This window comes from uncultured Photobacterium sp., assembly GCF_947039875.1.
In the GTDB taxonomy this organism is placed as follows: domain Bacteria; phylum Pseudomonadota; class Gammaproteobacteria; order Enterobacterales; family Vibrionaceae; genus Photobacterium.
In genome coordinates, this window is sequence record NZ_CAMRAN010000023.1 from 1 (window position 1) to 13,000 (window position 13,000).

Sequence of the window (13,000 nt, forward strand, 5' to 3'; positions counted from 1 at the left end):
GAATTTCTTCGCCAATTAGGCTGTAATCGGGATGATGAATGATTAATTGTTGCCATAACCATTGATAATAGAACCCCAAACGGGTGTTGCCATGGTAGCTAACATTGGTTGGAATAATAGCATTTTTTGAAAACTGGTGTAGCCATTGGTTACTCATCGCGTAATCACATGCGGTCACAAGATTAGGCATCGTCAATAACATATAAAAGTCAGCCGTTGTTTGATGATAAAAATCGTGATTCTGTAACATATTGACACATTTCCTAAGATAAACGTTTTCTTTGTTGTTGGTGGCTAATTATTAACCTAATTTCTGTAGTATTCTTTCATTTATTGGATTAAAGTACCAATAGGTTTATAAGATCAGGAGCTAGTAATGTATACCCAGTTTTCAATGACGAATATTATCTCTCGTCGTATTTATACGATTTTATTAGGGTTCGTCTGTTTCCCGGTACTGCTTTTTATTCCTATTAATAAACGTACACGGTTTACCAGTTATATGTACCGCTGCTGGTCACAGACGAGCACGAAACCATTATGGTTGTCACGACTTGAACATGGTACTTCACGTCGTTAGTTGATCTATTTAGTATGACAATTTGTTGTTAAAAAAGCTGCCAACGGCGGCTTTTTTTGTATTTATAATAAGATAAGCATTGTGAGTGATTGATGTTGTTGATTGAGATTGTCACTAAAGGCTGATATTTTTTGAATAAGATGTTGTAGAGTCAATAGCATAACGTTATTAAAAAAGGTTGGGCAATGAATAATCTTAAATTAGAAGCTTTGTTAAATGATTTTTTATCACCACAATTGATGAAAGATTATTGTCCTAATGGATTACAAGTAGAAGGTAAGACTGAAGTCACTAAGGTCATCACAGGTGTTACTGCTTGTCAGGCGTTGATTGATCGTGCCATTGCTGAACATGCCGATGCTATTTTAGTTCATCATGGTTTCTTCTGGAAAGGAGAGGCAGCTGAAATTCGAGGTATGAAGTATCGTCGTATTAAGGCATTGATTGAAAATGGAATTAATCTGTACGCCTATCATCTGCCCCTCGATGTACATCAGCAGGTGGGTAATAACGTTCAATTAGCGCAGCGTCTCGGGTTAGATATTGATGGTGGATTAGAAATTAATAACCCTCGTTCAATTGCTATTTATGGTGAACTTGATACGCCATTAACAGGGGAAGAGTTTGCAGCGCGTATTGCAATGGCACTGCAACGTGAACCACTACATATTGGTGATAATGCACCAGCATTGATTAAAAAAGTCGGTTGGTGTACTGGCGGCGGTCAAGACTATATTGAACTTGCTGTTCAACAAGGTTGTGATGCGTTTATTTCTGGCGAAGTGTCTGAACGAACAACGCATATTGCGCGTGAATTAGGTATTCATTACTTTGCGGCAGGGCATCATGCGACAGAACGTTATGGTGTTAAAGCATTGGGTGAGTGGTTAGCACAACAACATGGTATTGCGGTTGAATTTATTGATATTGATAATCCGGTATAGCAAGCCTTCTCGATTAGAGTCTGTCCTCAAATCTGTGTAATTGCTTATCATAAAAAAGGTTGAGCTTTAGTCTCAACCTTTTTATTTTACTCGAATTTCAATTATTCACGTTCATGGAGTGGTTTAAACTCTCGTTGTGAATAACCCGTATAAAGTTGACGTGGACGACCAATACGATTCGTCGGATCACTGTGCATTTCATTCCAATGCGCAATCCAGCCGATCACACGTGATATTGCAAAAATAACGGTAAACATTGATACTGGAATACCAATCGCTTTGAGAATAATACCTGAATAGAAATCAACATTCGGATATAGCTTCTTACTGATAAAGTATTCATCTGACAATGCTATGCGCTCAAGCTCCATTGCTACATCGAGTAGTGGATCGTCAATCTTCAATTCTTCAAGTACTTCATGACAGGCTTCACGCATGACTGTTGCACGTGGGTCATAGTTTTTATATACCCGATGTCCAAAGCCCATTAAACGGAATGGATCGTCTTTATCTTTGGCGCGCTCAATAAACTCTGGAATATTTTCTACGCTACCAATCTCTTCAAGCATTTTTAGACAAGCTTCATTAGCGCCACCGTGGGCTGGACCCCAAAGAGATGCAATACCCGCGGCAATACAAGCAAATGGATTCGCACCCGAAGAACCGGCTAAACGGACAGTTGATGTTGATGCATTTTGTTCGTGATCAGCATGGAGGGTGAAAATTTTATCCATTGCCCGTGAAACAACAGGGCTAACTTCGTACTCTTCACATGGAGTAGCAAACATCATATGCAGGAAATTTTCTGCATAATTAAGGTCATTGCGCGGATAAATAAATGGCTGACCTGTGGTGTATTTATGACACATTGATGCCAGCGTTGGCATTTTTGATAGTAGTCTAAAAGCTGTTATTTCACGGTGAAGATCATTATTAATATCTAATGAATCATGGTAGAACGCTGATAATGCACCGACAACACCACACATAATTGCCATTGGGTGGGCATCACGGCGGAAACCATGAAAGAAACTTGCAATTTGTTCATGAACCATGGTGTGTCGTGTAACTGTGGTACGGAATTGTTCATATTCAGCACGTGTAGGGACTTCACCATAAAGCAGAACGTAACAAACTTCTAAGTAATCAGCATTATTCGCTAATTGATCGATAGGAAAGCCACGGTGTAACAGAATTCCTTTATCACCATCAATATACGTGATTTGAGATTCACATGAGGCTGTCGCTAGAAAACCCGGATCAAATGTAAAAAAACCGCTTGCGCCTAGTTTTCGCACATCGATTACATCTTGGCCCTCTGAGCCCTCGATAATCGGCAGTTCGATAGGTGCTTTCCCTTCTATATGAAGAGTAGCTTTCTTATCTGCCATAACAATCTCCTTTGTTATTTGTAGAATCCTGAATCCGAAACGGATGTATATTTGTTGTACCGCTCGGTGAGGCAATTGTCAATTTTTGTATTCATCAATGTGCGCTTGTTAATAACTTTTCTATGTTTGTGTTTTTTTTGTGAACCTAGTGTGTAATATCTTGTAACGGAGTTTGTTTTTGAATGTTACGCTAGGTATAGTTACGTTGATCTTTGGTTGTGATGTAGATGAAAAGTTGTTAATAAACTGCGTAAGGAATGCGGTTGAAAGACAAAGCGATTATATTGCTCAACACTTTGCTTTTAATGGTAACGTAGCATTTTTTAACTGTTTCTTGATAGCTCACTATAGAAACAATCAGAAAGTTTAATAAAAATAAAATGCTTTTAATAAAGCTGAGTGAGCAAAATGTGAAAGTAAAAAAGTCTAGACCAGTCAATCTCAACCTACAAACTATACACTTTCCTTTAACGGCGATTGCTTCAATTCTGCACCGAATATCGGGCGTGATTATGTTCGTTGCTGTCGCTATTTTATTATGGCTCTTAAACTTGTCATTGTCTTCTCCCGAAGGATTTACTACCGCTGCCAATATTATTGATAGTTGGTTGGTGACATTTATATTATGGGGAATATTAACGGCATTGTTTTACCATATCGTTCTTGGTATCCGCCATCTGCTGATGGATTTGGGGTATTTTGAAGACATGGAGATGGGGCTTGCTAGTACTAAAGTGAGCTTTGTTATTGTAGCGATATTATCCGTGTTTGCAGGAGTATTAGTATGGTAACCAGTGTCTCTTCTGTTGGGCGTAACGGGGTACATGATTTTATTTTAATTCGTGCAACGGCGCTTATTCTAACGTTGTATACCTTTTATTTAGTCGGTTTTTTTGCATTTGGTCCCGACATAACCTTCGTTTCGTGGCAAGCATTTTTTGGGCAACTGACCACTAAAGTTTTTACTCTGTTAGCTTTGGTCTCCATTTTAATTCATGCGTGGATCGGTTTATGGCAAGTACTGACTGATTATATCAAACCCGCAGTATTAAGAGCTTGTTTTCAGTTCGTTATTGTCGCAATTCTATTTATTTACCTATTTTCAGGTTTCTTTATTGTGTGGGGTGTGTAGTGAGCATTGCTGTTCGTGAGTTTGATGCCGTAGTTATCGGCGCTGGTGGTGCAGGAATGCGTGCTGCACTACAAATATCAGAGCAAGGCTTAAAATGTGCCTTGTTATCAAAAGTGTTCCCAACCCGTTCTCATACGGTGTCTGCACAAGGAGGGATCACGGTTGCCTTAGGAAATTCTCATCCTGATAATTGGCAATGGCATATGTATGATACGGTGAAAGGTTCTGATTATATTGGTGATCAGAATGCGATTGAATATATGTGTGAAAATGGACCTAAGTCAGTTATTGAGTTAGAAAAAATGGGCTTACCTTTTTCTCGATTTGATGATGGTAGTATTTATCAGCGTCCATTTGGTGGTCAGTCAAAAGAATTTGGTGGAGAGCAAGCGGCGCGTACAGCGGCGGCCGCAGACCGTACAGGTCATGCATTGTTACATACGCTTTATCAGCAAAATATTAAGCATAAAACGACCATCTTTTCTGAGTGGTATGCACTTGATTTAGTTAAAAATGAAGATGGCGTTATTCTTGGCTGCACGGCTTTGTGTATGGAAACTGGTGAAGTGTGTTATTTCAAAGCTAAAGCGACGATTTTAGCAACGGGTGGTGCGGGGCGTATTTATGCATCAACCACTAATGCCCACATTAATACGGGTGATGGTGTTGGTATGGCGTTACGCGCAGGTGTACCCATGCAAGATATGGAAATGTGGCAATTCCATCCGACCGGTATTGCTGGTGCTGGGGTATTAGTGACTGAAGGTTGTCGTGGTGAAGGGGGCTATTTACTTAACAAAGACGGCGAGCGCTTTATGGAACGTTATGCTCCAAATGCCAAAGATCTTGCTGGTCGTGATGTTGTGGCTCGTTCGATGATGGTTGAAATTCGTGAAGGACGCGGATGCGATGGTCCGTGGGGTCCTCACTTGAAGCTAAAACTTGATCATTTAGGTAAAGACGTACTTGAATCGCGTTTACCGGGTATTTGTGAGTTATCACGCACGTTTGCCCATATTGATCCGGTTAAAGAGCCGATTCCAGTTATTCCAACCTGCCATTACATGATGGGTGGCGTACCGACACAAGTCTCTGGTCAAGCATTGAAACAAAATGCGAATGGGGCGGATGAAGAAATTCAAGGTTTGTTTGCCTGTGGTGAAATTGCATCAGTATCCGTGCATGGGGCTAACCGTTTAGGTGGCAATTCATTACTTGATTTAGTCGTGTTTGGACGCGCAACTGGATTGCATCTAGGTAATACATTATTAGCTCAAGCCGAAGCTAAACCTGCGACAGAAGCTGATATTGAAGCCTCTCTTGCTCGCCTTAATCGTTGGAATAATACTCAAGAAGGCGAAGATCCTGTTCAAATTCGTAAAGACCTGCAAGCGTGTATGCAAAATAACTTCTCGGTATTTAGAGAGGGTGAGGCTATGGCGACAGGTTTGGAAGAGCTTAAAGCTATTCGTGAGCGCCTACAGCATGCACGATTAGATGACACTTCAACGGAGTTTAATACTCAGCGTATTGAGTGTTTAGAGCTAGATAATCTCATGGAAACCGCAATGGCAACAGCCATTGCCGCTAATTACCGTACTGAAAGTCGTGGTGCTCATGCTCGATTTGATTTTCCTGATCGCGATGATGCAAATTGGTTATGCCATTCTATTTATAATCCAGAAACAGAAGCGATGACGAAACGTGATGTCAATATGGCGCCGATTCATCGTGAAGCGTTTCCGCCCAAAGCGCGTGTTTATTAACGGGAGATCACCTCGATGAAACTGAATTTTTCAATTTACCGTTACAACCCAGATGCTGATGATGTTCCGTATATGCAAGATTATCTGCTTGATGTACCTGACGGCTCAGATATGATGGTATTAGATGCGTTGATTTTACTTAAAGAACAAGATGCTAGCTTGTCTTTTCGTCGTTCTTGCCGTGAAGGAGTGTGTGGCTCTGATGGCATTAACATGAACGGCAAAAATGGATTAGCATGTATTACACCGTTATCAGCGTTAATCAATACCAGTGAGATTGTCATTCGTCCGTTACCAGGGTTACCTGTGATACGTGATTTGATTATTGATATGGAACAGTTCTACAGCAATTATGCAAAAGTAAAACCATTCCTAATTGATGATACCACTCTACCGCCGGCAAGAGAAAATTTGCAAGCACCAGAGGATCGTGAGCAGTTAGATGGCTTATACGAATGTATTATGTGCGCTTGTTGTTCAACCGCATGTCCATCGTTCTGGTGGAACCCAGATAAGTTTATTGGTCCAGCGGGGTTACTAGCAGCTTATCGATGGTTAATTGATAGTCGTGATACCGCGACTGATCAACGATTATCAGAACTTGACGATGCATTTAGTGTTTTTCGTTGTCATGGCATAATGAACTGTGTAAATGTTTGTCCGAAGGGACTAAATCCGACCAAAGCGATTGGACATATAAAATCAATGCTGCTTAAACGAGCAGTCTAAAAAATATCGATATGTTAGTGGTTCAATATTAAGCAAATATTGACCACTAACCGGAATGCTCGGTATTAGACCGATGCCTATGGCGATAAATCAGTAGTTAAGGGAAAATAATGCAGAATAGCGTTATGAAGGCATGGCTTGAGTCTTCACATTTAGCTGGCGCCAACGCAACTTATATAGAAGATCTTTACGAGTTGTATCTTAGCGATCCAGAATCAGTTGATACCCAATGGCAAGAGGTGTTTGTTAATTTGCCTGTTGTTAATGACATGGTTATTGAGCAGCCTCACTCTCGTGTTCGTGATTATTTTCGACGATTAGCAAAAGAAAACCATTTCTTAAGTGCTGTTGTTAATGATCCTGACGTTGATGCAAAACAAGTTAAAGTTTTACAGTTAATCAATGCTTACCGTTTTAGAGGCCACCAAAACGCAAATCTTGATCCATTAGGGTTATGGCAACGTGATCATGTTGCTGATCTCGATCCTGAATTCCACTCGCTAACCGCCGATGATTTCAATGAAACATTCAATGTTGGTTCGTTTGCCGTTGGTCAAGAGACCATGAAACTCAGTGAAATATATGCAGCCCTTAAAAAGACCTATTGTGGGTCAATTGGTGCTGAATATATGCATATTACTGACACCGAAGAAAAACGTTGGATTCAACAACGACTTGAATCGGTGATGGGGACAGGTTCTTTTACTACCGATGAACAATTGTGTTTTCTTGATGAGTTAACCGCAGCCGAAGGTCTTGAGCGCTATTTAGGCGCAAAATTCCCTGGTGCAAAGCGTTTCTCGTTAGAAGGTGGCGACGCCATGATCCCGATGATGAAAGAGTTGATTCGTCATGCGGGTTCACAAGGTGTTCGTGAAGTGGTGGTGGGTATGGCTCACCGTGGTCGCTTGAATATGTTAGTTAACGTATTAGGTAAAAAGCCGCAAGATTTATTTGATGAGTTTGCAGGTAAGCATGGTGAAAGTTGGGGGACGGGTGATGTGAAATATCATCAAGGTTTCTCTGCCGATTTTGCAACCCCTGGTGGTGATGTGCATCTTGCGCTTGCTTTTAACCCATCGCATCTTGAAATTGTAAACCCTGTTGTTGTTGGTTCAGTACGCGCTCGTCAAGATCGTTTAGGTGATGATACTGGTGATAAAGTATTACCTATTACCATTCATGGTGACTCAGCTATTGCGGGTCAAGGTGTTGTTGCTGAAACCTTTAATATGTCACAAGCGCGTGGTTATAGTGTTGGTGGTACAGTACGTATTGTTATCAATAACCAAGTGGGTTTCACGACATCAAATCCTCAAGATACTCGCTCAACAGAATACTGTACTGATATCGCTAAAATGGTACAGGCGCCTATTTTCCACGTAAATGCGGATGATCCTGAAGCGGTTGCTTTTGTTACTCGACTGGCGTTTGATTATCGTCATGAGTTTAAACGTGATGTGGTGATTGATTTAGTATGTTATCGCCGTCATGGTCATAACGAAGCTGATGAACCCAACGCTACGCAGCCGTTGATGTACCAAAAAATCAAAAAACATCCTACGCCACGTAAATTGTATGCCGATTATTTAACTGATATTGGTGTGTTTGGATTAGATATCGCAACAGGTTTAGTGAATGAATATCGTGATGCATTAGATCGCGGTGAGTGTGTGGTCAAAGAATGGCGACCAATGAAACTGCACTCAGTTGATTGGGCACCATACTTAGGTCACGATTGGACAGTTGACTGGAAGAGTAAAATTGATGAGCAGCGTTTACAAGAGCTAGGCAAACGCTTATGTCAGCATCCAACCAGTCACCAATTGCAGAGCCGAGTCCAAAAAATCTATACCGACCGTTTAGCGATGATTGCCGGTGAAAAAGCCATTGATTGGGGTATGGCTGAAAATTTAGCTTATGCAACATTGGTTGATGATGGCCATCGAATCCGTATTACAGGTCAAGATTCTGGTCGTGGTACGTTCTTCCATCGCCACGCTGTGTTACATAATCAAGAAGATGCCAGTACTTATATTCCGCTAACCCATATTCATAATGGTCAAGGGCCATTTGAAGTGATTGATTCAGTGTTATCTGAAGAAGCGGTATTAGCATTTGAATATGGTTATGCAACCGCAGAACCAAGTGGTTTAACCATCTGGGAAGCACAATTTGGTGATTTTGCCAATGGTGCTCAAGTCGTAGTGGACCAATTTATTAGTTCGGGTGAACAAAAATGGGGACGTATGTGTGGTTTAACCATGCTACTGCCACATGGTTATGAAGGCCAAGGTCCAGAGCATTCATCTGCACGTCTTGAACGTTATTTGCAATTATGTGCGGAACAAAATATGCAAGTGGTTGTGCCGTCAACGCCAGCCCAAGTTTATCATATGATTCGACGCCAAGTTGTACGTCCAATGCGCCGCCCATTAATTGTGATGTCACCTAAGTCGTTGTTGCGTCATCCATTGTGTACCTCAACATTAGATGAACTTGCGAATGGTACTTTCTTAGCTGCGATTGGTGAGATTGATGCTTTACCTGCTCAAGATGTACAACGTGTGGTCTTTTGTTCAGGTAAAGTGTATTACGATTTGCTAGAGCAGCGCCGTAAAAAAGAACAAACAAATGTTGCCATTGTGCGGATTGAACAGCTGTATCCTTTCCCGAAAGAAGATGTTGAAGCGGCTATTGCTAATTATCAACACGTAACAGATTTCGTTTGGTGTCAGGAAGAGCCTCAAAACCAAGGGGCATGGTATTCTAGTCAGCATAACTTCTATTCTGCATTACCTGCTGGGTCGCTGTTACGTTATGCAGGGCGTCCTGCATCAGCGTCACCTGCGGTAGGGTATATGTCAGTACATTTGAAACAACAAAAAGCGCTAGTTGAAGACGCATTAACTATTGAATCTCAAGACCATTCTAATAATTAGAACGAGAACAAAAGGACAATACCAATATGACAATCGAAATTCTGGTTCCTGACCTTCCGGAATCTGTTGCTGATGCAACTGTAGCCACATGGCATAAACAACCCGGTGACACTGTTACTCGTGATGAGGTCTTGGTTGATATTGAAACTGATAAAGTTGTACTTGAAGTTCCAGCCCCAGAAGATGGCATATTAGAAGCTATTTTTGAAATTGAAGGCACAACGGTATTAACCAAGCAACTGATTGGTAAAATCAAAGTTAATGCAGTTGCAGGTGAGCCAACATTAGATGTACTTGCTGATGCTGAATCATCACCAAATAAACGTAATACCGCATCATTAAATGAAGAAAATACTGAAGCATTAAGCCCAGCTGTACGTCGTTTATTAAGTGAACATGGTGTGGCTGCTGAAAAAGTAAAAGGCACAGGTGTTGGTGGCCGTATTACTCGTGAAGATGTTGATACTTATTTAAAAAATATTGTAGCTGTTGCAGCGACTCCTAAAACGGTGGAAGCGAAAATTGAGCATGAATTGCCTTTAGCGCACCGCAGTGAAAAGCGTGTACCAATGACGCGATTACGTAAGCGCGTTGCTGAACGTTTGCTGGAAGCGAAAAACAGTACAGCTATGTTAACGACATTTAATGAAGTTAATATGAAGCCAATTATGGATCTGCGTAAACAATATAAAGATGTGTTTGAGCAGCGCCACGATATTCGTCTTGGTTTTATGTCGTTCTATGTTAAAGCGGTTGTTGAAGCATTAAAACGTTACCCTGAAGTAAATGCATCGATTGATGGTGATGACATTGTTTATCATAATTTCTTTGATATTAGCATTGCGGTCTCAACACCACGCGGTTTAGTTACCCCTGTGTTACGAGATTGTGATAAGTTAAGTTTAGCGGAGATTGAAAAAGGGATTCGTGACTTAGCCATTAAAGGCCGTGATGGCAAATTAACGGTTGATGATCTTATTGGCGGTAATTTTACCATTACTAACGGCGGTGTATTTGGTTCGTTAATGTCAACGCCAATTATTAACCCGCCACAAGCTGCAATCTTAGGTATGCATAAAATCCAAGATCGTCCAATGGCGGTTAATGGTCAAGTTGAAATTCTACCTATGATGTACCTTGCGCTTTCTTATGATCATCGTTTAGTTGATGGTCGCGAATCAGTGGGTTATTTAGTGACAATTAAAGAGTTACTTGAAGATCCAACACGTTTATTACTGGACGTATAACTATTATATCGTTAACCGAATAAGTGCTCATTATTTGGTTAACGTTCTTCCTATAATGGGAAACAGTAAAAATAACGCAATGATGAAGAGGTATCAAAGAATACCTCAAATGGATTTAACGAGTCCCAAAGGGATAAAAACGGATAGAACATTATGAATTTGCACGAGTACCAAGCAAAACAACTATTCGCTGAATATGGTTTACCAGTACCCGACGGCTATGCTTGTGATACCCCACAAGAAGCAGCCGCGGCGACAGGTAAAATTGGCGGTGAAAAATGGGTGGTAAAATGTCAAGTCCATGCTGGTGGCCGAGGTAAGGCTGGTGGTGTTGAGCTACATGATAATAAAGAAGGCATTAAGCAATTTGCTCAACATTGGTTAGGCAAAAATTTAGTGACTTACCAAACAGATGCTGCAGGTCAACCTGTCACTAAAGTATTAGTAGAAGCGGCATCTAGCATTGCAACTGAATTATATTTAGGTGCAGTAGTTGACCGTAGTTCACAACGTATTGTTTTCATGGCATCGACAGAAGGTGGTGTGGAGATTGAAAAAGTCGCACAAGAAACGCCACATTTAATCCATAAAGCGGCGATAGATCCTTTAGTTGGACCACAACCTTATCAGGGGCGCGAATTAGCCTTTAAATTAGGCCTGCAAGGTGATCAAGTTAAGCAGTTTACACGTATTTTCTTAGGGCTTGGCACTATGTTTGCTGAGTGTGATTTAGCACTACTTGAAGTGAATCCACTAATTATTACAGATGAAGGCATCTTAGTTTGTCTTGATGGTAAAGTTAATGTGGATGCAAATGCACTATATCGCCAACCTAAATTACGTCAGATGCATGATGCTTCACAAGAAGATGAGCGCGAAGCTCACGCGGCACAATGGGAACTTAATTACGTTGCCCTTGATGGCAGTATTGGCTGCATGGTCAATGGTGCTGGATTAGCAATGGGAACCATGGATATTGTTAATCTTCATGGTGGTCACCCGGCTAATTTTTTAGATGTAGGTGGCGGTGCAACTAAAGAACGTGTTACAGAAGCGTTTAAAATTATTCTTTCAGACAACAATGTTAAAGCTGTCTTAGTAAATATTTTTGGCGGTATTGTACGGTGTGATTTAATTGCTGACGGTGTTATTGGTGCTATTGCAGAAGTAGGTGTAAAAGTACCGGTTGTGGTACGTCTTGAAGGTAATAATGCGGAAGTTGGTACTGCTAAATTAGCTGATAGTGGTCTCAATATTATTGCTGCCACTTCGCTAACAGAAGCCGCTGAAAAAGTTGTTGCTGCTGCGGAGGGTAAATAATGTCGATACTTATTAATAAAAATACCAAGGTTATTTGCCAAGGTTTTACTGGTGGACAAGGGACATTTCATTCAGAACAAGCATTAGCTTACGGCACGCAATTAGTGGGTGGTGTTTCCCCTGGTAAAGGTGGTACTACACATTTAGGCTTGCCGGTGTTTAATACTGTTCGTGATGCAGTGAAAGCAACAGGGGCAACCGCGACCGTTATTTATGTGCCAGCCCCTTTTTGTAAAGATGCGATTTTAGAAGCTATTGATGCAGGTATTGAACTCATCGTTACCATTACCGAAGGCATTCCAACGTTGGATATGTTGGATGTGAAAGTACGTTTAGATGCTAAAGGCGTACGTATGATCGGTCCTAACTGCCCAGGTATTATTACACCTGATGAGTGTAAGATTGGGATCATGCCAGGTCATATTCATAAAGCAGGTAAAGTAGGTATTGTTTCACGTTCAGGTACATTAACTTATGAAGCAGTGAAACAAACAACTGATGAAGGCTTTGGTCAGTCAACGTGTGTTGGTATTGGTGGCGATCCTATTCCTGGATCAAACTTCATTGATATTCTTGATATGTTTGAAAAAGATCCAGCGACAGAAGCCATTGTAATGATTGGAGAGATCGGTGGTACTGCTGAAGAAGAAGCGGCGGCTTATATTAAAACTAATATAACGAAACCAGTAGTGTCATATATCGCCGGTGTTACTGCACCTGCAGGTAAACGTATGGGTCATGCTGGTGCAATTATTTCGGGTGGAAAAGGGACGGCAGAAGAAAAATTTGCTGCCCTTGAAGCCGCAGGTGTGAAAACCGTGCAAAGTTTGGCTGATATCGGTAAGGCATTACGTGAAGTGACAGGTTGGTAAGTTAACGTAGATGCTTAGTTGATTCATATATTGTATAAAAACCCGCTCACAAACAGATGTGCAGCGGGTTTTTTATT

11 protein-coding genes and 1 pseudogene are annotated in these 13,000 nt (G+C 41.1%); 10 read left to right on the forward strand and 2 right to left on the reverse strand.

Annotation, left to right across the window (positions count from 1 at the left end; translation table 11 throughout):
- A pseudogene (locus Q0V26_RS09795) lies at window positions 1–250 on the reverse strand (hypothetical protein); the annotation flags it as partial.
- A 126-nt stretch (window positions 251–376) separates the two neighbouring features.
- On the opposite strand from Q0V26_RS09795, the gene Q0V26_RS09800 reads away from it, so the two are divergent.
- Together Q0V26_RS09800 and Q0V26_RS09805 are read left to right on the forward strand one after the other, a co-directional pair.
- On the forward strand, window positions 377–580 hold the full coding sequence (locus Q0V26_RS09800) for a DUF2517 family protein (protein ID WP_297481300.1): 204 nt from the start codon (window positions 377–379) through the stop codon (window positions 578–580).
- Window positions 581–765: 185 nt separating this feature from the next.
- A complete protein-coding gene (locus Q0V26_RS09805) occupies window positions 766–1,524 on the forward strand; it encodes a Nif3-like dinuclear metal center hexameric protein (protein WP_297481303.1) in 759 nt (252 codons plus the stop codon).
- 101 nt (window positions 1,525–1,625) lie between these two features.
- On the opposite strand, the gene Q0V26_RS09810 is transcribed toward Q0V26_RS09805, so the two are convergent.
- On the reverse strand, window positions 1,626–2,915 hold the full coding sequence (locus Q0V26_RS09810; protein ID WP_297481306.1) for a citrate synthase: 1,290 nt from the start codon (window positions 2,913–2,915) through the stop codon (window positions 1,626–1,628).
- A 380-nt stretch (window positions 2,916–3,295) separates the two neighbouring features.
- Between Q0V26_RS09810 and sdhC the strand changes: the two genes are divergently transcribed.
- From sdhC to sucD, 8 genes are all read left to right on the forward strand, one after another.
- Window positions 3,296–3,706: a succinate dehydrogenase cytochrome b556 subunit gene (gene sdhC, locus Q0V26_RS09815; protein ID WP_297481309.1), complete on the forward strand. Its 411-nt coding sequence runs from the start codon at window positions 3,296–3,298 to the stop codon at window positions 3,704–3,706.
- A complete protein-coding gene (sdhD, locus tag Q0V26_RS09820) occupies window positions 3,700–4,047 on the forward strand; it encodes a succinate dehydrogenase, hydrophobic membrane anchor protein (RefSeq protein WP_297481312.1) in 348 nt (115 codons plus the stop codon). Before sdhC ends, sdhD begins: the two co-directional genes overlap by 7 nt.
- Window positions 4,047–5,813: a succinate dehydrogenase flavoprotein subunit gene (sdhA, locus tag Q0V26_RS09825; protein ID WP_297481315.1), complete on the forward strand. Its 1,767-nt coding sequence runs from the start codon at window positions 4,047–4,049 to the stop codon at window positions 5,811–5,813. The genes sdhD and sdhA overlap by 1 nt, the downstream gene beginning before the upstream one ends.
- A gap of 15 nt (window positions 5,814–5,828) precedes the next feature.
- Complete coding sequence (locus Q0V26_RS09830) at window positions 5,829–6,542, forward strand: succinate dehydrogenase iron-sulfur subunit (protein WP_297481318.1); 714 nt, start codon at window positions 5,829–5,831, stop codon at window positions 6,540–6,542.
- Window positions 6,543–6,652: 110 nt separating this feature from the next.
- The gene (gene sucA / locus Q0V26_RS09835) at window positions 6,653–9,484 is read left to right on the forward strand and encodes a 2-oxoglutarate dehydrogenase E1 component (protein WP_297481321.1); all 2,832 of its coding nucleotides are present in this window, start codon (window positions 6,653–6,655) and stop codon (window positions 9,482–9,484) included.
- A 26-nt stretch (window positions 9,485–9,510) separates the two neighbouring features.
- Complete coding sequence (gene odhB / locus Q0V26_RS09840) at window positions 9,511–10,731, forward strand: 2-oxoglutarate dehydrogenase complex dihydrolipoyllysine-residue succinyltransferase (protein ID WP_297481324.1); 1,221 nt, start codon at window positions 9,511–9,513, stop codon at window positions 10,729–10,731.
- 153 nt (window positions 10,732–10,884) lie between these two features.
- Window positions 10,885–12,051: an ADP-forming succinate--CoA ligase subunit beta gene (gene sucC / locus Q0V26_RS09845; RefSeq protein ID WP_297481327.1), complete on the forward strand. Its 1,167-nt coding sequence runs from the start codon at window positions 10,885–10,887 to the stop codon at window positions 12,049–12,051.
- A complete protein-coding gene (sucD, locus tag Q0V26_RS09850) occupies window positions 12,051–12,923 on the forward strand; it encodes a succinate--CoA ligase subunit alpha (protein ID WP_297481330.1) in 873 nt (290 codons plus the stop codon). Before sucC ends, sucD begins: the two co-directional genes overlap by 1 nt.
- The last annotated feature ends 77 nt before the right edge of the window (window positions 12,924–13,000 follow it).

What these genes read in the sequence shown, in the direction of transcription:
- sucC (WP_297481327.1), top strand. Translation starts at nt 10,885, where the DNA reads ATGAATTTGCACGAGTACCAAGCAAAACAACTATTCGCTGAATATGGT.
- sdhD (WP_297481312.1), top strand. Translation starts at nt 3,700, where the DNA reads ATGGTAACCAGTGTCTCTTCTGTTGGGCGTAACGGGGTACATGATTTT.
- Q0V26_RS09810 (WP_297481306.1), bottom strand. Translation starts at nt 2,915, where the DNA reads ATGGCAGATAAGAAAGCTACTCTTCATATAGAAGGGAAAGCACCTATC.
- sucA (WP_297481321.1), top strand. Translation starts at nt 6,653, where the DNA reads ATGCAGAATAGCGTTATGAAGGCATGGCTTGAGTCTTCACATTTAGCT.
- Q0V26_RS09830 (WP_297481318.1), top strand. Translation starts at nt 5,829, where the DNA reads ATGAAACTGAATTTTTCAATTTACCGTTACAACCCAGATGCTGATGAT.
- Q0V26_RS09805 (WP_297481303.1), top strand. Translation starts at nt 766, where the DNA reads ATGAATAATCTTAAATTAGAAGCTTTGTTAAATGATTTTTTATCACCA.
- sucD (WP_297481330.1), top strand. Translation starts at nt 12,051, where the DNA reads ATGTCGATACTTATTAATAAAAATACCAAGGTTATTTGCCAAGGTTTT.
- sdhC (WP_297481309.1), top strand. Translation starts at nt 3,296, where the DNA reads ATGCTTTTAATAAAGCTGAGTGAGCAAAATGTGAAAGTAAAAAAGTCT.
- Q0V26_RS09800 (WP_297481300.1), top strand. Translation starts at nt 377, where the DNA reads ATGTATACCCAGTTTTCAATGACGAATATTATCTCTCGTCGTATTTAT.
- odhB (WP_297481324.1), top strand. Translation starts at nt 9,511, where the DNA reads ATGACAATCGAAATTCTGGTTCCTGACCTTCCGGAATCTGTTGCTGAT.